Origin of the sequence: Holdemania massiliensis, from assembly GCF_022440805.1 — a bacterium.
Classification (GTDB): domain Bacteria; phylum Bacillota_I; class Bacilli_A; order Erysipelotrichales; family Erysipelotrichaceae; genus Holdemania; species Holdemania massiliensis_A.
The window spans coordinates 3,925,989-3,946,524 of the sequence record NZ_JAKNTK010000001.1 but is presented as its reverse complement, the minus strand read 5'-3'; the positions used below and the strand labels follow the sequence as shown (position 1 = coordinate 3,946,524).

At 47.4% G+C, this 20,536-nt stretch carries 21 protein-coding genes; 14 read left to right on the top strand and 7 right to left on the bottom strand.

Features of this window, described 5'->3' with window-relative positions; genetic code table 11:
• The first annotated feature begins 24 nt into the window (after positions 1-24).
• Positions 25-834 (top strand): ChbG/HpnK family deacetylase, encoded by an 810-nt coding sequence (locus MCG46_RS18385; protein WP_240281266.1) that lies wholly within the window; start codon positions 25-27, stop codon positions 832-834.
• Entirely contained in the window at positions 831-1,883 is a 1,053-nt protein-coding gene (locus tag MCG46_RS18380) for an AbrB family transcriptional regulator (RefSeq protein WP_240281265.1), read from the top strand. Before MCG46_RS18385 ends, MCG46_RS18380 begins: the two co-directional genes overlap by 4 nt.
• A gap of 142 nt (positions 1,884-2,025) precedes the next feature.
• Here the strand turns inward: MCG46_RS18380 and MCG46_RS18375 are convergent, their stop codons facing one another.
• Positions 2,026-2,886 (bottom strand): HAD-IIB family hydrolase, encoded by an 861-nt coding sequence (locus MCG46_RS18375; RefSeq protein WP_240281264.1) that lies wholly within the window; start codon positions 2,884-2,886, stop codon positions 2,026-2,028.
• Positions 2,887-2,977: 91 nt separating this feature from the next.
• The gene (locus MCG46_RS18370) at positions 2,978-3,523 is read right to left on the bottom strand and encodes a CYTH domain-containing protein (RefSeq protein WP_240281263.1); all 546 of its coding nucleotides are present in this window, start codon (positions 3,521-3,523) and stop codon (positions 2,978-2,980) included.
• Between the two features lie 95 nt (positions 3,524-3,618).
• Between MCG46_RS18370 and MCG46_RS18365 the strand changes: the two genes are divergently transcribed.
• The 9 genes from MCG46_RS18365 (at position 3,619) to MCG46_RS18325 (ending at position 10,745) form a co-directional block, all read left to right on the top strand.
• On the top strand, positions 3,619-4,332 hold the full coding sequence (locus MCG46_RS18365; RefSeq protein ID WP_240281262.1) for an HAD family hydrolase: 714 nt from the start codon (positions 3,619-3,621) through the stop codon (positions 4,330-4,332).
• A 108-nt stretch (positions 4,333-4,440) separates the two neighbouring features.
• Positions 4,441-5,226, top strand: a complete 786-nt coding sequence (locus MCG46_RS18360) for an NAD kinase (RefSeq protein WP_240281261.1) — start codon at positions 4,441-4,443, stop codon at positions 5,224-5,226.
• A 223-nt stretch (positions 5,227-5,449) separates the two neighbouring features.
• A complete protein-coding gene (locus MCG46_RS18355; protein WP_240281260.1) occupies positions 5,450-6,856 on the top strand; it encodes a sulfatase in 1,407 nt (468 codons plus the stop codon).
• The gene (locus tag MCG46_RS18350; RefSeq protein ID WP_240281259.1) at positions 6,834-7,433 is read left to right on the top strand and encodes an NUDIX hydrolase; all 600 of its coding nucleotides are present in this window, start codon (positions 6,834-6,836) and stop codon (positions 7,431-7,433) included. The genes MCG46_RS18355 and MCG46_RS18350 overlap by 23 nt, the downstream gene beginning before the upstream one ends.
• On the top strand, positions 7,430-7,933 hold the full coding sequence (gene msrA, locus MCG46_RS18345; RefSeq protein WP_240281258.1) for a peptide-methionine (S)-S-oxide reductase MsrA: 504 nt from the start codon (positions 7,430-7,432) through the stop codon (positions 7,931-7,933). Before MCG46_RS18350 ends, msrA begins: the two co-directional genes overlap by 4 nt.
• Positions 7,934-8,195: 262 nt before the next feature.
• On the top strand, positions 8,196-8,639 hold the full coding sequence (locus MCG46_RS18340; protein ID WP_240281257.1) for a C-GCAxxG-C-C family (seleno)protein: 444 nt from the start codon (positions 8,196-8,198) through the stop codon (positions 8,637-8,639).
• 35 nt (positions 8,640-8,674) lie between these two features.
• Positions 8,675-8,998: a hypothetical protein gene (locus tag MCG46_RS18335; protein WP_240281256.1), complete on the top strand. Its 324-nt coding sequence runs from the start codon at positions 8,675-8,677 to the stop codon at positions 8,996-8,998.
• A 4-nt stretch (positions 8,999-9,002) separates the two neighbouring features.
• Entirely contained in the window at positions 9,003-10,019 is a 1,017-nt protein-coding gene (locus tag MCG46_RS18330) for an RNase III inhibitor (protein ID WP_240281255.1), read from the top strand.
• Positions 10,020-10,094: 75 nt separating this feature from the next.
• Positions 10,095-10,745, top strand: coding sequence for a vWA domain-containing protein (locus tag MCG46_RS18325; protein ID WP_240281254.1), 651 nt, complete (start codon positions 10,095-10,097; stop codon positions 10,743-10,745).
• Positions 10,746-10,828: 83 nt separating this feature from the next.
• Here MCG46_RS18325 and MCG46_RS18320 read toward each other — a convergent pair whose 3' ends face one another.
• The 5 genes from MCG46_RS18320 to MCG46_RS18300 all read right to left on the bottom strand — a co-directional run bounded on the left by MCG46_RS18320 (position 10,829) and on the right by MCG46_RS18300 (position 18,285).
• Complete coding sequence (locus MCG46_RS18320) at positions 10,829-12,193, bottom strand: aldehyde dehydrogenase (RefSeq protein WP_240281253.1); 1,365 nt, start codon at positions 12,191-12,193, stop codon at positions 10,829-10,831.
• 223 nt (positions 12,194-12,416) lie between these two features.
• The gene (locus MCG46_RS18315; RefSeq protein ID WP_240281252.1) at positions 12,417-14,174 is read right to left on the bottom strand and encodes an FAD-dependent oxidoreductase; all 1,758 of its coding nucleotides are present in this window, start codon (positions 14,172-14,174) and stop codon (positions 12,417-12,419) included.
• 86 nt (positions 14,175-14,260) lie between these two features.
• On the bottom strand, positions 14,261-15,568 hold the full coding sequence (locus tag MCG46_RS18310; protein WP_240281251.1) for a sensor histidine kinase: 1,308 nt from the start codon (positions 15,566-15,568) through the stop codon (positions 14,261-14,263).
• Positions 15,565-16,272 carry a LytR/AlgR family response regulator transcription factor gene (locus MCG46_RS18305; protein WP_240281250.1) on the bottom strand — a complete coding sequence of 236 codons (708 nt, stop codon included), beginning with the start codon at positions 16,270-16,272 and terminating at the stop codon, positions 15,565-15,567. Before MCG46_RS18305 ends, MCG46_RS18310 begins: the two co-directional genes overlap by 4 nt.
• Before the next feature lie 117 nt (positions 16,273-16,389).
• Positions 16,390-18,285: a BglG family transcription antiterminator gene (locus MCG46_RS18300; protein WP_240281249.1), complete on the bottom strand. Its 1,896-nt coding sequence runs from the start codon at positions 18,283-18,285 to the stop codon at positions 16,390-16,392.
• 297 nt (positions 18,286-18,582) lie between these two features.
• Between MCG46_RS18300 and MCG46_RS18295 the strand changes: the two genes are divergently transcribed.
• From MCG46_RS18295 to MCG46_RS18285, 3 genes are read left to right on the top strand one after another with little or no spacing between them, the layout of a single operon-like run.
• Positions 18,583-19,905 carry an ATP-binding protein gene (locus tag MCG46_RS18295; RefSeq protein WP_240281248.1) on the top strand — a complete coding sequence of 441 codons (1,323 nt, stop codon included), beginning with the start codon at positions 18,583-18,585 and terminating at the stop codon, positions 19,903-19,905.
• A complete protein-coding gene (locus MCG46_RS18290) occupies positions 19,902-20,102 on the top strand; it encodes a hypothetical protein (protein WP_240281247.1) in 201 nt (66 codons plus the stop codon). The genes MCG46_RS18295 and MCG46_RS18290 overlap by 4 nt, the downstream gene beginning before the upstream one ends.
• Positions 20,090-20,422: a hypothetical protein gene (locus MCG46_RS18285; RefSeq protein ID WP_240281246.1), complete on the top strand. Its 333-nt coding sequence runs from the start codon at positions 20,090-20,092 to the stop codon at positions 20,420-20,422. The genes MCG46_RS18290 and MCG46_RS18285 overlap by 13 nt, the downstream gene beginning before the upstream one ends.
• Positions 20,423-20,536: the final 114 nt, after the last annotated feature.

The window sequence follows — 20,536 nt, the reverse complement described above, 5'->3', positions numbered from 1 at the left end:
TCATTACAGCAGGAAGGAGAAAGAATGATGAAACTGTTGGTTCAGTCAGATGATTATGGATTCACAAAAGGAACAACACTGGGGATTTTGGAGGCCATAGATCATGGAATTGTAAGAAATACAGGTCTGTTTGTGAACATGGGGGAAAGCAGCGAATGGGCAGTTAAGGAAATTTTGAAACGCCCCCAGGCTTGCCTGGGAATCGATTTCAATATCGTCAGTGGTCCTTGTGTCAGCGACCCTCAAAGAATCCCTCACCTAGTCGATGAAAAAGGCTATTTTATTCGATCCACTGAAAAATATAAAGATCCTCAATTCGGGAAAAAAGAATTATGGCCTTATACAGAAGTCATGATAGAAATCCGGAATCAGTTCCGAAAATTTACGGAGCTTACCGGAAAAAATCCAGAATATCTGCATACGCATTCAATCAGTCCGGTCAGTCCTGCCTATATTCGGGCAATCTCTGATTTATCCAAAGAAACGGGTATTCCTTTTTCAGCAGAGGTTGTTTCGCAGCTGTCCATTCAGCGGCTTAAGGGAAAATATAATGTTAAACCCTTTTCGTTGGAAGCACAGTCGAAAACTGATGTTACAGAGTACTACAAGAATCATCTTTGTGAACTTGATTTGGCAGGGACTGCAATGTTAGGCTGTCATTGTGGATATGTGGATGCTGAGATTTTCCGGTGGTCCACCTATACGCTGATTCGCTGCCGTGACTTGGAGGCTTTTACTTCCGACTTTATGAAAGACTGGGTCAAAAACAATCAGATCCAACTCATCACTTATCGTGATTTGCAGTCTGAACTGCAGGCTGCGGTCAGACCATGATTATGAAATGCGTGTTAACCTTAGCGGTTGGCACCTTAGGCTGGACTATAGCCCGGAAATTAAAAATACCGGCTCCAGCGATGATCGGCAGCATGTTGGCAGTCGGTATTCTAAACATGATCTTTGATTTTGCTTGGCTTCCTCTAGTTATCAAGAATTTTACCCAAGGCATAGCCGGTACGTTTATTGGAATGCAGCTGAAAATTGAAGATTTGCGTAATATAAAAAAACTGGCAAAACCCATTTTGCTGCTAGTTCTGATGTTCACCCTCAATACTTTTGTTGTCGGTATAGCGATATCCATAATCTGCAAAATGGATCTTTTGACAGCGCTGTTGTCCTGCGTTGCTGGCGGAGTAACAGATATGTCCCTGATCAGTATGGATATGGGGGCGGTAACCTCAACCGTTGCCTTAATTCAGACTTCACGGCTGATCAGTGCTCTGTTATTTTTTCCGATTTGGATCATGGCTTTTACTCAAGGTCAGGGGAAGAAATCCGCTATGGAGCCAGAAGGGGAGGCAAAGATTTCTAAATCGGCAGCACAGTCCGGTAAGGGCAACGGTCCAGTGACGCTAACCGCTGCTTTCCTGTTCAGCTATCTTGGCAGCCTGACACCCATTCCGGCCGGCTCTCTGATCTTCGCGATGTTTGGCATTCTGCTGCTCAACTGTACGACACCCTTGATTGGAGTTGATAAACGGGTAAAGAGCATAGGTCAATTGTTTGCGGGTTCGCTTGTCGGTGTCAGCATCACCCGGGAAACCTTTCTTACTCTTCCGCAGCTTATTCTTCCCGTTCTCATTTTGCTGGTAAGTTTTTGGATTATTAACTTTCTTTACGCACAGATTTGTGTTCGCACGCATATGTTAGATTTACAATCAGCTCTATTTGCATCCTGTCCGGCGGGCGCCAGTGATATGGCTCTGATTGCTTCGGATTTAGGCGCAGATTTGGGGAAGATCGGCTTGATTCAGGTAATTAGGCTGGTTGCGGCAGTATCATTGATGCCGCAGCTGATTCAAATATTTATGCTGCTGGTTAGTTGAAAGATTAGTTTAAAATGGATAATAAAAAAAGAAGCTGCAAACGGCAGATGGATAGGGTGGATCCTAACCACTTAATCATTGTCTGAACTTGCAGCTTCTTTTTGTTCTCTAATTGAAAAAGTCGTATTGCTCTCAGAAAAGGCTAAAGCAGATTCAGGTTTTCCAGCTGCTCCTGTTCATTTTCTTTTATAATGAGATCGATGCACTCGGCCACCGAAGAAACGATGGTCTTCGCTTTGGCCTGAATGTCCGGGCGGGCATGGCTCATGCAGTAGCTGTGCGGGATCATCGCAAACATTTCAAAATCATTCTCGGAATCCCCGACGACGGCAACCTCATCCAATCCAATACCGGTCAGTGCCGCGATCTTGGCAATACCGGTGCCTTTGTTAGCCCCATCCTTTAAAATGACAATCGAATAGGGACTGGTCTGAATGATCTGATACCGGCCGAAGAACTTCCGTTTCAACATGTCCTTATAATAATCAACGCCCTCTTCCTGCTGGAAGTGACAGAAACAGGCAGTGATGTGCGTGTGATGCGGATCGCGGATATACTCGGCGATGGATTGATCTAAGACGTGGCGGCAGTCGCGGATTCGCCGCTTGGGATTGAGCTTGTATTCCATGGCCTGCTCTCCAAACGGATCCTCAAAAATATAGTCATTTTCCTGGGTTACCACAAGAAAGCGATGCTCATAAGCACTGTCGGAAAAAACATCCAGCAGCGCGTCAATCTCATCGTGATCGAAATCAGTCTGATAAATAAACTGGCCGTTCAGGCGGATTGAAGCGCCGCAGATGCCGACCGTATCGAAAACTAAGTCAGCACCGTAATGCTGAGGCAGAAAGTTCACAGAGCGTCCGGTGGCAATCGCAAACCGCACACCCGATTCCTGCAGTCTGCGGATCGCCGCGCGGTTTTCCTCGCTGACGCCGCTGGTCAGTACCGGCGGGATGTATAACAACGTGCCGTCCAGATCGGAGAATAGGATCTTGATCAAAAATATCACCTCTTATTCTATTATATCAGGAATTGATCTGATTTCTTTTCCGCTTTGTTAAATATGCCGAAAAAAGAAGGAAAAGAGCGAATTATTGATCCAAAACGCAGCGCGCATATTTGGAACGTTTGTTTTCCTGATAGGTCAGTCCGGCCTGTTCAAGCAGATTGAGGAAAAAAGCTTTGCCGGCCTGTGGATCCCCGGTGATTTCAAATTCGATTTCATAATCACTGCGGCCGTTGATCAGGCTGTGATCCATACATAATTCACCGCAGGGATAAATCCGCAGATGCCGATGCGTGGTCATGGCACCGCAGACATGCACCGGCAGGGTAAGCCCCAGCGACGCAAACAAAGCGCGGATTTCGGGATGCTGAAAGGCTTCCGGGCTGTTTTCCGGCAGCTCCATTTCAATTTCCCGCACGCCCTCAGCCTGAGGAATCTTCATCGTAAAAACATGCTTGCCCTGAACGTCGCGGATGCGCATGGCAATCTGCTTCAAGGTGGAGCTGGGCGTGCAGTCATAATACACATTGGTTTGGATTAGGACGCGGTCTACGCCCACCTGATCCCGCAGCTGATTGAACTCTTGCTCGCTGACCAACATTTTATATTCAATTTCAAGATTTTCATTCATTGGAAAGTTCACCTCTTCCCTGTATGATATAATAAGGGAGCAGAAAAAGAAAGGAAAACCACCGTGATCGAATACGGGTGGTGCTAGGAAAACTCATGAGTCAACGACCGGCTTTGATCTGGGATTTTGATGGAACCCTCGCTTATCAAGAAGGAAAGTGGTCGGGTGCGATGATCGCCGCGATGGATGAGCTTGCCTGCGGCCATGGCTTAACATTAAGCGATGTCCGGCCCTTGATGAGCAGCGGATTTCCCTGGGATCAGCCGGATCGGCTGCATCCTGAATTGTGTGATCCCCAAGCGTGGTGGGATTTTCTTGAAGCGTATCTGGTACGGGTAGCGGTCGCATTGGGATTTCAGATGGAACTTGCTGAAAAGATTGCGAAGCGGGTGCATGCCGTACAGGCTGACAGCCGTTCCTATCACCTGTATCCGGATACCCTGTCAACGCTTGTCAGTCTGAAAGAACAAGGATATCGAATGGTTATTCTGTCCAATCATGTTCCGGAGCTGCCGCAGATTGTGCAGGATCTGGGATTGACGGAGCTGTTTGAGGCTGTTTTGGGATCGGCGCAGACGGCCGTGGAAAAGCCGCATCCGCAGGCTTTTGCGCTGGCCAGGGAAGCCTTGGGAAACCCGGCATCCGCTGTGATGATCGGTGATAATCCGAGAGCGGACGGATGGGGTGCTTATCAAGTGGGGATTCAGCCGCTGATCGTGCATGGTTCTTCCGCGACACCGTTTTGGCAATGCGATCAGCTGAGTGAAATTGAAGCCTTGCTGAATTGCGAAGTTTCCAATTTGGAATAAGAAGAAAGCGGTTGTTTTTGAGAAAGGCTAATCAACCAGGGGTGAGTATAGATTAACCGCGTTTATCCCCTAACGGTAAAAGAAACAGCGAAGAAAGCGAGAGAGAATATGAAGCAAACATTTGCGGTCGTTCATCGGCCGGATGAAACCTCCCGGCAGCTCAAAAGCGAGCTGGCTGCGAAGCTGAGCGAAAAAGGCTGGGCAGAAGATGAAAAACAGCCGGATCTGGTTTTCGCGATTGGCGGAGACGGAACCTTTTTGTATGCCGTTCACGAATATCTGGATCAGCTGGAAAGTGTTAAATTTGTCGGGATCCACAGCGGAACTCTCGGATTTTTCTGCGATTACCGCTGTGACGAAATGGATCTGTGCGTCCAGGATGTTACGCATCGAAGTCCGCAATGTGAATCTGCTCGGCTGCTTCAGGTGACGGTTCGCGGTGAGAATCAGGAAAAAACGGTCTATGCCTTAAATGAAATGCGGATTGAAAACGTAACGAAAACGCAGTTAATGGACATTGATATCAACGGTTCGTTTTTTGAAACCTTCCGCGGAACAGGGCTGTGTTTGTGTACGCAGATCGGCTCCACCGCGTATAATCGTTCGTTAGGCGGCGCTGTGATCGAAAGTGGTCTTCCGCTTTTGCAGCTCAGTGAAATTACCGGGATTCATCATCGGGCTTACCGGTCCCTGGCTTCACCGCTGATCCTGCGGCCGGAGTCGGTGATTCGCCTGCGTTCTGCCAGCTTTGAAGGGGCCTTTCTCTGTTATGATCATCTGTGCTTTAATTTAAATGCGGAAACGGAAATTGAAGTGCTGCAAAGTCAGAAACAGGTTCAAATTGCACGCTATCGAGATTTGGCCTATCTGCAGCGGCTGAGAATTTTGTTTTAATCTGAGAAGTTAAGCTGGGATCGATGCGATCAAGCGTTCAATAAGAATCAGGACTCTTTCATTTCGATCGATGGAAAGCGAAATCACGAAAAACAACAGGAACGGCAGTGGCGGATAAAGAGACCTCGGTATTCCTCACTGACATGAAATCAATCAACGCGTCGAAAGACGGAGCGTACTCTGTTCAATGATCGAGAGCGGATTACAACAAGGAGGAAAAGTGATGCAGCCCAATGTAATTATGATTTTAATCGACGACCTGGGATGGATGGACTTAAGCTGCCAGGGCAGTTCCTTTTACGAAACGCCGAATATCGACAAGCTGTGTGCGGAAGGGATGGCATTTGATCAGGCTTATGCGGCCTGTCCGGTTTGTTCTCCCAGCCGTGCCAGTATCTTAACCGGAAAATATCCGGCACGCTTAAAAGTAACCGATTGGATTGATCATGAAAACTATCATCCATGTCGGGGCAAGCTGATCGACGCCCCCTATGTGAAAGAGCTGCCGCTCAGTGAATTCTCGCTGGCCAAGGCATTTCAGGAAGCGGGTTATCAAACCTGGCATGTGGGAAAATGGCACCTAGGGAAAGCCGCCACTTATCCGCAGTTCCATGGCTTTGACGTCAACCTCGGCGGAAGCTGGTGGGGACATCCGAAGAAAGGTTATTTCAGTCCATACCACATGGAAAATCTCAGTGATGGCCCGGAAGGGGAATATCTGACGGATCGGATCAGCTCCGAGGCAATTTCGCTGATTCAGCAGCGGGATCGGCAGCGTCCGTTTTTCCTGAATCTCTGGCATTATGCGGTCCATACGCCGCTGCAGGCCAAAGCCGAGGATATTGCCTATTTTGAAGCGAAGGCGAAGCGCATGGGTCTGGATCAGCAGGAGCCGTTTGAAATTGGGGAAGCCTTTCCGATCATGCAGAAAAAGAACCAGCGTGTTACCCGCCGGATCATCCAGTCGGATCCGGTTTATGCAGCGATGATCAAGGCCTTGGATGATGGAGTAGGCTGTCTGATGGAAACACTGAAAGCGGAGGCGCTGGATGAAAATACGATCGTGATCTTTACGTCCGACAATGGCGGTCTGGCCACGGCGGAACATTCCCCAACCTGTAATTTTCCACTATCCGAAGGCAAGGGTTGGATGTTTGAAGGGGCAGTACGGGAACCTCTATTTTTCCGCTGGCCGGGGAAAATCGCGGCGGGCAGTGTAAGTCACGCGTTAGCGACGAGCCCGGATTTTTACCCAACCTTGCTGGAGCTGTGTGGTCTGCCGCTGCGCCCTGAGCAGCATAAAGACGGCATGAGTCTGGCGCCGGTGCTGCTTCATCCAGAAACGAAATTGGACCGCGGGCCGATTTTCTGGCATTATCCGCACTATGGCAATCAGGGCGGAACGCCGGGATCTTCGCTGCGCTGCGGGAAATGGAAATATATTGAATTTTATGAAGATCAAAGTGTGCGGCTGTTTGATCTGGAACAGGATCTTTCGGAAGCTCATAATGTAGCGGCCGAACATCCTGATTTAGTAAGTCAGTTCCATATCCTGCTGCATAACTGGCTGGACGAAGTGGATGCAGAATATCCAAAGGAGAATCCAAATGCAGAACAAGACATGGCGTGATGCGATCCGCAGTTATATCCCGTTCAATGAGCAGGAAAAAACCGACAAGGAACAGTTTTTGAACTATCTTGACATGGACAACGTTCTGATCCGGGAAAATGAAGAAGCGCATGTTTCTTCCTCAGCTTGGGTGATGAACGAGGCGATGGATCAGGTTTTAATGGCCTATCATAACATTTATCAGTCGTATTCCTGGCTGGGCGGACATGCCGATGGGGAATCGGATCTGTTTGCGGTGGCACTGCGGGAGGCCAAGGAAGAAAGCGGGATCACGGAGCTGACGCCGTTTTCCCGGGAAATTCTGGCGCTGGATGTTCTGCCGGTACCCGCGCACACGAAACATGGCAAGCCGGTCAAGGCGCATGATCATCTCAACGTGACCTATCTGTTTATTGCGCCAATGGATCAGAAACTGACTGTCAAAGTAGATGAAAACAGCGCTGTGGCTTGGATTCCGGTCGAGGATCTGCCGCAGGTGGTCAGTGAAGCACTGATGCTGCCGGTCTATGCCAAGCTCATCCGCCGGGCACGGCTGTGGAAAGCGGAAAAAGAACAGGGAAAGGAAGCGGAAGAATGAAGGAAATCGTTGTCGCCGGCGGGTGCTTCTGGGGCGTTCAGGAGTATTACCGGCGCTTAAAAGGCGTTGTTAAAACCCGTGTCGGTTATGCTCAGGGAACTTTGGAAAATCCCGTCTATGATCAGGTAAAGCGGCAGATCAGCGGTCATGCGGAATGCGTATGGATCCAATATGATGAAAATGAGATCTCTCTGCCGCAGCTGCTGGATCACTTGTTCAGAATCATCGATCCGACTTCGCTGAACCGGCAGGGCAACGATGTGGGAACTTCCTATCGTACCGGCATTTATCCGGACAATGAGGAAGACTGGATTACGGCAAGGCAGTTTGTGGCTGAACGGCAGAAGTTCTATGATCGTCCAATTGTCACTGAGGTGCAGCGGTTAGTCCGCTTTTATGACGCCGAAGAAGAACATCAGGACTATCTCGTGCACCATCCGCACGGCTATTGCCACGTTGATTTCTCCCGGATCCTTCCGCAGGAGAGGAAAGCGAAATAAGGCCGAACCCATGTTGGAGCTTACAGGAACTTAAAGGAAAACGAAGATCAAAAGGAATTGCAAACCCGAAGGAGGACGAAGATGGGCTGCTCGTTGCGAAGCGGCCAGAATTCACCAGTAGGGAGTACGCAGTTCCTTTTATTTCAGCTAAAATAAACTTGGAAGATGGAATTGCCTTAGTTTTCTGTCACACCGTCAGGAATTTTTCTTTTCAAAGTACAGGAACTTCGGTATCATTAAGAAAAAGCAGGAGGAATGGGAAATGTTGAAAGAACAGGCGCTTCACTATTATGAACAGGGATATAATTGTGCGGAAAGCTTGGTTTATGGAACCAATGCCGCACTGAAACTCAATTTGGATGAAAATGCCTGTCATCTGATGGCGGGACTAGGCGGCGGGCTGCAGGTTGGCGATGTCTGCGGAGCCCTGACCGGCGCTGTCTGTGCGTTAGGATATTTGATTGTCAAAACCAAAGCGCATGATTGTCCAGAATTAAAACCGCTGACCCAAGCCGTTGTCGAACAGGTGCGGACGCGCTTGGGATCGTTGCGCTGTGATGAAATTAAGCCGCGTCTTTTTCGACCGGAACGCCGTTGTGCAGCGACAGTCGAAAACTGTGCGGATATTCTGGAAGCGGTTCTGATGGAAGCTGGAATCCTGACTGAAGATCGGCAGAATCCAGACCAGACAGCAGATCAGCTTTGATCGAAACACCGAATTTCAAGAGAGGGAGAAAAACAATGCGCATTCAAGTTCATTTACCCTATTTGCTTCTCATGCTGCTTAACTTTACTCTGCTTCCGCTATTGATTCGCAATACCGGCATGGCGATGGTCATGATGCTGGTGGGCATGCCTTTGATCACGCTGATCATCGCAGCTGCCCATGCCCGCAAAGCAGGGGCCGTAACAGCTTTTGCATTGGTTACAGGTCTGCTTTTTCTGCCTGCGATCTTCCTGTATTTTAATGAAAGTGCCTGGATTTATTGCCCGGCCTACGCGCTGATCGCGTTGCTTGGCGGAGGGCTTGGAAAACGAAGAACTTCGATCAGCGAAAGTGAGTGAAAGAATGCCGTTTGAGATTGTAAGCAAGGAGTCAGGGCTGATCCATGCGGATGCCCTTATCCAGTATGCAGCTCCTTTTGATCAGCGTGACATAAAAATAAAACAAAACGCAGGCAGGACTCAGCGGCTTAAACAGGCTGACGCGCCGCTTCTGATTTTTGTACGGGAACAAAGCGATCCATGCAACCAAGGCGAGACGCTTGCGCAAAGCTATAAACAAGCGTTAACGGAAGCCGCTGAGGAAAACTGTGCCTCAGTGGTAATTCCTTTTCCTGAGCTTGAATTGAGCTCAGAATCTCAGGCTGTAATCCTGCGAAGGCTGATTGGTACGATCAACGAATTTCTGATGAATCATGAAATGAGTGTGACATTGGCCGTTGATCGCCGACAGACCTGGGAGCTTTCTGGTTCTTTGCTGACGTCAATTCAAAGCTATATTGACGAACGCTATATCAGCGATCTGTCCATATTCCCAACGGGGCGGGTCTTCGCAAAAATGAAAAACTTCATCGCTCCTCTGGAGGAGGAGCAGGAAGAGGAAGCGGTTCAGGATGGATGGGAACTGAATGAAACCGTTCTGAGCGATATGGAGCCCGAAACAAACGAACAGGATTTTCAGCGGATCGGGGAAACCCTAAAATCGCGGTCATTAAACCAGCTGCTTGCCCAACGGGAAGCGTCTTTTTCCCAATCACTGCTGCGGCTGATTGATGAAAAAGGAAAGACCGATCCTCAGGTTTATAAAGGCGCTAACATTGACCGTCGACTGTTTTCAAAAATCAGGACTGAGAAAGATTACCGTCCAAGCAAAACCACCGCGCTGGCTCTAGCGATAGCACTGGAACTGAATTTAGACGAGATAAAAGATTTAATCGGACGGGCAGGCTACGCGCTGACCCACGCCAGTAAGCTGGATATCATTGTCGAGTACTTTGTGGAGCAGGAAATCTATGATATCACGCAGATTAACGAAGTGCTGTTTGCCTTGGATCAGCCGTTGTTGGGCGGCCGTTCCTTTTAATGATCATTGTCGCTTTGAATGCGACCTTTGCGGGTCCGTTTCAGGTTAAACTGAAAGCACAAAGGAGGCAAGACGATGAAAGCGACGACAGAAATTGTTTTTATTTTAGACCGCAGCGGAAGCATGGCAGGATTAGAAAGCGATACGATAGGAGGTTTTAACGCACTCATTGAAAAGCAGAAACGACAGGGAAGTGCGGCACGGATCTCGCTGATTTTATTTGATGATCAGACGGATGTTGTTTTAGATCGAGTTCCGATCATGCAGGTGGGAGCCTTGAGCGAGGATGAATATTATGTCCGCGGCAGCACCGCTTTGTTGGATGCGGTGGGCAAATCTATCACTCACTTTTCCTGGCTGCATCAGTCCATGAGAAAAGAGAACCGACCGGAAAAGACATTGTTCATTATCACCACAGATGGAATGGAAAATTCCAGCCAGGAATATTCCCTATCTCAGGTTAGAAATCTGATTGAAAAACAGAAAGAGTGGTATCATTGGGAGTTTCTCTTTCTGGGCGCGAATATTGATGCAGTCAAGACTGCGGACTCGATGGGCATCCGTGCGAATCGTTCAGCGAATTTCCACGCGGATAAAAGTGGATTAAAGGCAAAATATAAAGCAATCGATTCGGTAATATCAAAAATTCAGGGCATGGAAGAACTAGATGACGACTGGGCTGCAGAACTGAATGCGGATTATGATCAGCGCAAGAAAGGCGAATAATATTCCCTGCAGTGAAACGATTGGAAATGAAAAAACGGCAGATTGACGCTGCCGTTTTCTGATGGTTGAAGTTTAGCAATTTATTATTTCATGAATTTCCGCAGCAGTTTTGATTTCCAAGGAGCAACCGGCTGATATCGGACAGGCAGATCAATCCAGGTTGACTTGTCAACAATGCTTTTGGTATGGGAGAAAGCGTTGAAGCTGGCCAATCCATGATAGCCGCCCATGCCGCTCTGTCCCACGCCGCCAAACGGCATCGCGGAGGTTGCCAGATGAATAATCGTATCATTAATGCAGCCTCCCCCAAACGAACATTCACGCAGGAAGCGATCCCGATGTTTTTGGTTTTCACTGAACAGATAGGCTGCCAGCGGTTTTTCCCGCTGCTCCACAAACCGCAGCGCTTCGCTGAAATGGGTGTAGGAGAGAATTGGCAGGATTGGGCCGAAGATTTCTTCCTGCATTAAAATGGAATCTGATTCCGGTTCATCAACCAGCGTTGGCATCAGTTTGTGCTGATTCCAAAGACCGCCGCATAAGATTGGCTGACCAGCCAACGCTGCGGATAAGCGTTGTTCATGTTTTTCGTTGATGATCCGCGGATAATTCTCATTCAATGTTGGATTTGTACCGTACTGACGGTGGATCTCAGAGCGCAGAGCTTCAATCAACGGCGCTTTGACTCGCTGATCCACCAGGATGTAGTCCGGGGCCACACAGGTTTGACCGGCATTGAGCAGTTTGCCGAAAATAATTCTTCTGGCAGCCAGCTGAATATCGGCTGAAGCATCCACCAGGCAAGGACTCTTGCCGCCTAACTCCAGCGTCACCGGGGTCAGCCACTTGGACGCCTGTTTCATCACCAGCCGGCCAACCTGAACGCCGCCGGTGAAAAAGATCGTATCAAAGCGCTGTTGAAGCAATTCGGAATTTTCTTCCCGGCCGCCTTCAATGACAGCGATGTAGTTTTCATCATAGATGGTGCCTAACAGCTCAGCAATCAGGTGTGAGGTTGCCGGGGCATACGCGGAGGGCTTGACAATCGCGCAGTTGCCGGCGGCAATCGCTCCAATCAACGGACTCAAAGTCAGCTGGAAGGGGTAATTCCAGGGCGCCATGATTAACGCGACGCCATACGGCTCGGCCAGGGTAAAGCTGACCGCCGGAAATTGGGCGAGCGGCGTCGGCACACGTTGCGGTTTCATCCACTGTTTTAAGTGTTTTTTGGCATAATTTAATTCTTCAAGGACGATCCCGATTTCGCTCATATAGGATTCAAAATCCGACTTGCCCAGATCTTGTTTCAGGGCCTCCATGATTTCCAGTTCATGATCCCGAATCACACGCTGTAATAAGGTCAGCGCTTCATAACGAAACGCATAGCTCAGCGTCGCATGGGTCTTAAAGTAAGTTCGCTGGTTTTCGACACAGGTTTTAATTTCCATAATGTCTATCCTCCTGTTTCTCTTATTGTATCACGAAGCGGGAAATGACAGTGAAAGAAATGGAAGATCGTTGGAATCGGAGAAAGCGGACGGGCAGAATTTTCATCGAAGCGTGCGTTCACTAAGGGGCAGGGACAAATTGTATCAACCATTCTGCGGACCGATAGTTAGCGGAAAGAGAAAAACTCCGAGGCTTCGGAGTTTCGCTTAAAAATCAATAGAATTAGATTGCTTCTTCGTTGAGATAGTCCACAACGGACTTGCCGCATTCCCGTCCCAGTGTAATGCACATGCCGATGGAGGCTCCAAACAGCGGAGTGAAATAATCTTCGCCAAAGCGGCCGCCCGAGCAGTTGCCGGTCGCAAACAGACCTGGGATCGGATTAAACTGATCACCCAGTACCTTCTGATCACCGTCGACAATCAAGCCGCCCATGGTACACATCAGATTGCCGATACTGCTGTCATGGTCGATGACCTGCAGGAAGAAAGGCCCCTGTTCAATCGGGAACATCAGGCTTGGTTCCCGGCCGTAATCCTGATCCTTTCCTTCTTTGCATAATGCGTTATACCGTTCAATTGAAGTCAGAATATTCTGTTTTACTTTTTCATCGGCATCGATGAAGCTGACCAGCTCTTCCAGGCTCTCCGCACCATACCAGAAGGATGTCGGATCTTCGACCTGAACACCGGCGGATCCCGCTTGAACGGCTTCATCCATGGCCTTCTGGACATTGCCTAAGAAAGCGTCTGTCGGATCTTTGGTGCCGTGATTCGGTGCTACATATTTCAGATGTTCCGGCAGTTGGGAATCATAGACCGCATAGAAACGATCGCGGTTCATATGCAGTACCGGCTTGTTGCGGAACTCAATCGGACCCCAATATTCATTCATAAAGCGCTTGCCTTTGGCGTTCATCCACATTCCCTGTGGGTGACCGATGCTCAATGCCAGACCTGGCTTGCCGCCGATCCAAGGAGTACGGCCGTCCATTGTCGCAATCGTATGCTCCAGCTTGCCGCCGGCCCAATAGCCCATGGCGATTCCGGAACCATCGCGGTCCATGCGCATGTTGCTTAGCTGATCGCCTTCCTGCATTTCGTCAATCAGATCCGCTAACAGATCCTGCATCATATCGTCATTGCTGCCAAAACCACCGGTCGCCAAAACGACAGCTTTCGCCTTGTAACAGACATAGCGGTCGCCGTTTTTCGCAACGCAGCCGGTCGTTTTTCCGCTCTCATCCTGAAGCAGATACTGCGCTTTGGTATTGAAGATGACCTGACCGTGACCGGATTCTTCAATTTTTGCATGGTTGCGCTTATGGATATCGGTCATTTTCAAATCGCCGTACAGATCAATAGAAGAAGACCAGAACTTATGAACCCCGATCTGTCCCAGCATGTGTTCACGGTTGTTTTCATTCAAAGGCCAGTATTGGGTGGAAGTGGTTGCCATTTCTTCCTCGCTTGCCAGTTCGGTAATAAACCAATCGCAGGCTTCACCGCTGTGCTGGGCATATTTCATGACCAGATCAGGCTGGCCGCCGTTGTTGGTGTTGATCTGCCAATTGTTGTAGAAATCAACCGGATCGACAGCTTCGACGCCTTTGTTCAGGAGATACTGGCTGTTGATGCAGCCGGCAGCATTGCCCATGGCCTGATAAATGTCGGCATCCTGATTTTCAATCAGAATCACATCGACGCCGCTTTCTGCAACCTGACGGGCCGCGGCAATACCGGCGTGTCCCGAACCGATAACCAGAACTGTAGTTTCAACGGTTTCCGCAATTTCGCTCTGTGCGACCGGCGCCATCGGAATGCGCCATGAACCTGCGGAAGGGGTAGTGGAAGAACTGTCCGGCGTCGGCGTAGCCGTTGGTTCCTGGGTGGAACAGCCGCTCAATAATCCAGCTGCGGCAAGGGAAGCGGTCGTAGCCAGCGTTCCTTTGATGAAATCTCGACGTGAAATTTTAGTCATACTCTCTCCCTCGTTTCTTGTGCCGACATTATAGCAGAGAGGAAACTAAAAAATTCACAATGCGACTAACTGGTCGCAGATCAGACTTAACTGGGCATCGGAATCAGCAGTGTGAGCTGAAATTGCTCGTCCTTTTGGTGCAGCGCCAGGGCTCCGCCGTATTTTTCTGCCGTTGCCTTCATGCTTTGCAAGCCGAAGCCATGATTTTCTTTTGCCGCTTTGGTTGTTGGGGGCAGCAACCGATCAGACTGATCTTGATATTCTAAAGTCGTTTGTGAAACACAGGGATTGGTTACCTGAATCCGAACCAGCTGATCATGCCGCTGGATTGTCAGACGTATTCGCCGCTGTGCTTGCGGCAAGACTTCAACCGCTTCCATCGCATTGTCCAGAGCGTTGCCTAAACAGGTCGCCAGATCGACCGGATCCATAAATGAAAGGAGGGAGCCTTCGATCATAGGGACACAGGTGATTTGTTTTTGCCGGCACTGTTCCAGCTTCACGCCTAAAATCATATCTAAGGTTTCATCCCCTGTTTGAATACAAGTCTCATAAGGCTGAATCTCAGCCTGCAGCGTTTGCAGGGAAGCCTGAATCTGTTGGCTGGAGGCGCCGCCTTCCAAAACCGTCAGGATATTTTTAAGATCATGATATTTCTGGTTGACCTGATCCATCTGGGTTTTTACAAACCGGACCTGATCATATTGCTGCCGCAGCAGCCGATTGCGCTGCTGCAGTTCCAATCGTTGTTTTTGTTCACTCAGCATGTTGACGTTCATGATCATCAACGTCAATCCGACAAGCGTTGTCACGGTAATCATGATCGAAATTTCAACGCTGAGATCTTCGTTGCTCAAAGGCAGAAACAGGATAATTCCGCGGACAAACAAATACGGCAGAGTGGACAGGATCAGCAGCGGAAGCTGTTTCCAGGGAATCTCTGCTTTTTGTTGGCGAAAGAGAAAAAACTGGACGACATATCCGGGCAACAGGCGAAGTGCGTCGAGGATGAGATTGGCCGTCAGATTATGCAGCAGAGAAGCATCCACAAACCAATCGGTTTGAAAAACTTTCATCACGAAAAAGGAAGCCAGCGTGGCCGTCGCGTTGAAGAACAGAAAACTGACAAGGGCATAGTAAACACAGGCGGAATAGGATCGTTCGCTATACTGTCTTACCGCCAGGGTCAGAATCAAAATTCTGAGGATCATCGGCAGATAGAAGCCGAAGATTGTCCATTCAGAAACGAACAGGGAGCTCAGCAGCGCACAGCCCGCGAACATCAGCGCATCCCGAAAAGAAAGCTTTTTCCGCAGCGGGGCTAACAACAGGCCGGTCAGAATTAACGTGTTGAGTTCGCTGATCAGCGAGCTGATTTGAAATTCGATTCTCATAGCCAGCTGCCTGCCGCTTCTGCTAATGCTTCCATAAAGGCTTTGCGGCGATGCTTTGACAGCGGCAGCCGGTCTTGGCTGACGATCACATCACTGCCCTGAACCCCGCTGACCTGGTTTAAGTTCACCAGAAATGCCGAGTGAATTCTGAAAAAACGTTCTCCGGCTAATTGTTTTTCTAAATTCTGCAGACTGTCGCTGATGGTCAGCTGCCTTTGACGACAATGCAGGACCACTTTATGATTCACTGCTTCCGCATACTTGAGGGTTGTCGGATCCACAACAGCCAGCCCCTCGGTTGTCCTGACCTTCAGCGGCCGGCCCCCTTGTTTTTTCAAGTGGGATAACGCTAAGCGCAAGGTTTGAGTTAAAGCCGCCGGACGAACCGGCTTGATCAGATAATCCATAGCCCGTACGGCATACCCGTCGAGGGCATACTGAGCCAGACTGGTGACAAAGATGAGAATGACCTGATCGTCAAACTGACGGATCTGACGGGCGGCTTCCATTCCGGAGATTTCAGCCATCTGGATGTCCAGCAGCAGGATATCCAGCGGATGGGGATACTTTTGAAGCAGCTCGGAACCATCACTGAATGTCTGTATCTGAAATTCTTCATTCAGCTGTTGTTCCGCTTGGCGCAGGGCAGCGACAAGCTGATCCCGTTCAGCAGGGATATCCTCGGCAATCGCAATGTGAATCATGGCTGATCCTCCTTCCTGTCTTTTTCTTATTTTAGCATGGAAATTTGCCGGAGAGCGCGTAAAAATGACAAAAGACTTCACCAGGTCGGTGAAGTCTGAAGAATCTTGAAAACGAGTTCAGTCCGAGTGAATTTCCAGAAAGTCCATGAGTTCTTTGCGGGAACGGCACAGGATCATCTTTTTATAACAGCTTTCATCAATCAGAATGTCAAAAATGAGGTTGTAGATCTTGGAGGATTGTTCATCATCGTTGGAGCTTAAGATCAACAAGACTAAATTGACTCGGGAATCATACCAGCGAATCGGCTCATCGCTGTAATAATAGACGACTTTGGTCGACAGCGCCGCTTTTTCTAATGAATGAGGAACGGCAAAACGATTGAAGAACGCCGTGGAAGATAACGCTTCCCGCTGCCGGACAGAATCCATAAACTGATCGTCAATCACACCCATCTGCTGAAGCTGTTTGTCAAAGAAGGCGAGGATTTCACCTTCGTTAGTCAGGCCATGATTGCAGAAAAACAACTGGTCATCGAAGAAGCGAAGCAGATTCTGGCGCAGCCGACGGCGTTTCTGAACTTTCATGAATTCGAGGTTTTTCTTTTCAATGCGATGAATTTCGATAGGCGATAAAATCGGACTGATCTGAATCAGATCGTTGAGATTCTTTTCGGTCCTGACCGTGGAAAGATAAAAATCCGCATGATCCTGATCTGTGATTTCCGACAGACTGGATACTATTTTTATAATATCGAGAGTACAGCTTAACTTTTCCGTGAGCTGTTGGACCATCAGCTTGCGCAGTTCATGGTATTGCGGACAGATGCAGATCACGCGGGGAAGATCGTAAGTCGGAACATAGGTGGCGATGGATCCGAGATAAATCGCGATCAATCCAATTTCATCTCCGGGAATGATCACTTCAAATGTTTTTTCCAGCTGATAGGCCAGATAAACCGCAACATCGTAAATAAAAGGATGGGAAGTCCGCAGCGACGTCGCGAAATCATTGTGGAAAAAATTTTGATGGCGGCAGCGCAGCAGCAGAAAGTGGACGTGCAGTATAAAATTATCAAAGACCGCGGAGTAGTCCAGTTCCAGCTGGAAATGACGGAAGGTTTTATCCAGGAGCTTCCGAATTTGACCGCGAAAGGATTCGTTTTGAAGAATCTGTTCGTTTTCTTCTGGGAAGGATCCGGTAATAAAGGCAAGAATCGTAGCTTTATCGGCTTCGGTAAACGTCAGTTTCAGCTGATTTTCCAGCTGTCCGCAAACCGAATCGACAAAGCGGGTAAGGCGTGGGGAACAGGATAGGATTAACTTGTTTTCTTCGGCTTCACTGCGGTCGCTGGGATATCCGTTAAGCATTCGCTGGACACAGACGGCAATGCAGATGATGATGTTTTTGATATAGATATCATCAATCTGAACATTCAGTTCTTCCAATGTTTGATGGATCATCTGTGCCAGCTCCGCTAAGCTGAACGGTGAAAAGTAATCGTCAAAGTTCACGAGCGTAGTCGCGAGCGAATTGGCTTCGGCAAAGAAGAAATGGGAAAGCATCCGACGCTTGTCGGTTTCTTTTCCCTGACAGCTCAACCATTCGCCATGCCGCTGCAGACTTAAGGAGAAACTGTGAAATTTCGGCATAATTCGCTTAATCAGACCATAGATCGTCGATTCGCTGACATAGTATTCCTGCGCCAAATCATAAATCGATGCTTCTTTGCATTCGAGCAGGGATAAAATCAGCTGTTTTTCCAACTGTTGGTCATCGTCCACCCGGCAGTCCTGAATCTGTTGAAGAACCGCCGGTTCTTCACTCAGCGAATAACCTTCTTTACTGGACAGGATGATCGGCTGACCGGCAATCTGGTTGATCGCTTTGACTTCATAACGAAGCGTTCGCGGTGAGACATTCAGCAGCTGGCTGAACTGCTGACCCGGAATCGGCTTTTGATATTCCCGCAATAGACGCAGTGCCAAATATTGCCGCTGAGAAAGTTCAATCATGATTTTCCCTCCCCTGCTTGTTCAATATCATTATTATCAAAATCCTTACTAAAACACAAGGAAAGGTGAAATTTAAAATTTGCCAGGATCGCGGCAAGTTTTTAATCGGCATTTGGTGGGCAGAATTTCAGGAATCGCAAAAGGCGAATCAGATTGAGTTTGCAGTGTTCTAAATTCAGGTTTGATTTGAGGAAATAAAACAAGGCCGATCGACTTGTATTTGAAAAAAATATGAAATAAATACAAAATGTACTTTTAATACAAATTTATGTTGTATAATAATAACGAGGTGAGAGCATGCGTTATTACTTAGCCCGTTTTAAAGTCGCTGGAATTAAAAACTTAGATCAGAGGATTCAACTGGATTTCTGTGATAAAACCATAAGATCCCATTTGGATTGGAGTCAATCCAATATCAAGGCTATTTATGGGTCTAATGGTTCTGGAAAGTCCGCGATTATAAATGCCATGGCCATTTATAAAGAACTGGTCATGAACAGTAATTATCTCTATGATCATGAAACGACGTTATTTCTGAATGAAATCATCAATAAGAAAACTCGAAAGCTGCAGATGGAGGTGACTTTTTTAATTCTGAACGCCCAGGCACAGATACAGACCATTCTTATCCATTCTATTTGTCTGAAACAAACGGGTTTTAAAGATTTCGTGATTGCTGAGGAACAGTTAAAAAAGCATACAGGTCAAACCCTGGATACTGGAAAAACACAAACCGTATACCATGTTGAAGAGGGAAGTCTGAAGTCTTCAGATTTTAAAGAAATCGAATCTTTGAAAACAATGACCGCCAATTTAATGAAAAAACAAACAATTCCGGCTATTCTAATTCAACATACGATTGAAAATAAGGCGCAGATTCCTTTATCAACGTTCATAAAAAACATTCTTTCTGTTTATTTTTTTGCAGAAACGCTGCATATTGAACTTTCCACTTCTGATCTGCATCGTGGCTGGATTCGGCAAAAACAAAAACAGCTCAGCGATTGGACGCTGGATGATCTGCGGGAAGAAACAAGCTCAGCTTCATTTGAGTTTAATACGGAAGATGATGTGATCCCAATTCCCGCCTATCCTCAATATCAGCGGCAAATCCAACGACTCGCAGAGTTTATTCAGATCTTTAAGATGGATTTGCTTGGTATTGAAAATGAATGCAAAGAAGTTCAGGGAAATCTTGTTATTACAAAGTATTTGGTCTACAAAGACTTTAGAATCGCCAGTGAATTTGAAAGCACCGAAATCAAAAAGCTGATCACTTTATTTAATGCTTTTAAGCGTTTCATGAACGGAGATCTTGTCTTTATTGATGAACTGGATGCGAATCTGCATGATGTTTATCTCTGTCGTTTACTGGATTATTTTTGTGCTTATGGAAAAGGACAGCTCTGTTTTACAACGCATAATCTTGGACCGATGGAAGTATTAAGCAAACGCAAACATTCGATTGACTTCTTGTCTGATAATTCTGAAATTATTTCCTGGAAGAAGAAAGGGAATTATTCTGTGATTAATTTATATCGAAATGGAATGATTGATAATTCCCCCTTTAATATTGAACCTTTTGATTTTCTTGGCTTGTTTGAGGATGAGGATCAGTGAAACAACTTTTAATATTTTGTGTTGAAAGTCAGGATGCACATCATGACAGTGACGGTTTGTATATAAAACAGGCGCTGAATCATTTTTATCAGTTTGATCAGCACAAAACGATTCTGCGGTTTATCTATATGAATGGAAAATACAACTACGCCAAAAGACAAATTCAAGTCCAATTGAAAAATTTATGGATCAATTAGCAGCCGAGGATCAGGCTTATGTCTTTTATGTGTGTGATAAAGATGAAGAACTTCCCAGTGATTTTCGCCATGCTTCACAGATTAAGGCTTATTGCCAGCAAAAGGGATATTTTCTGATTTGGATGAATCGAAATATCGAGGAAGTTTTCTGGGGAAGGAAAGTGGAAAATGGAAACAAAGTCAAAGAAGCCATTCGTTTTAAAACTTCCGGGCGGATTCAATCCCTGCCTGAATCCGTATTCATGAATGAAAATGCTCAGCGCAGAACAACAAGTAATTTCCTGTTGGTTCTTGATCCCTGGCTAAAACGGAAGAATTGAAGAAACTTTTAAGGATTTACGTAAAAGAACTGGAACCGAATAAGAATGATCTGAGATGGCCTTGATCAAAAGGCAGGAGACGGACATCGACGGAGTCCAGTTTTTTTAATTCTA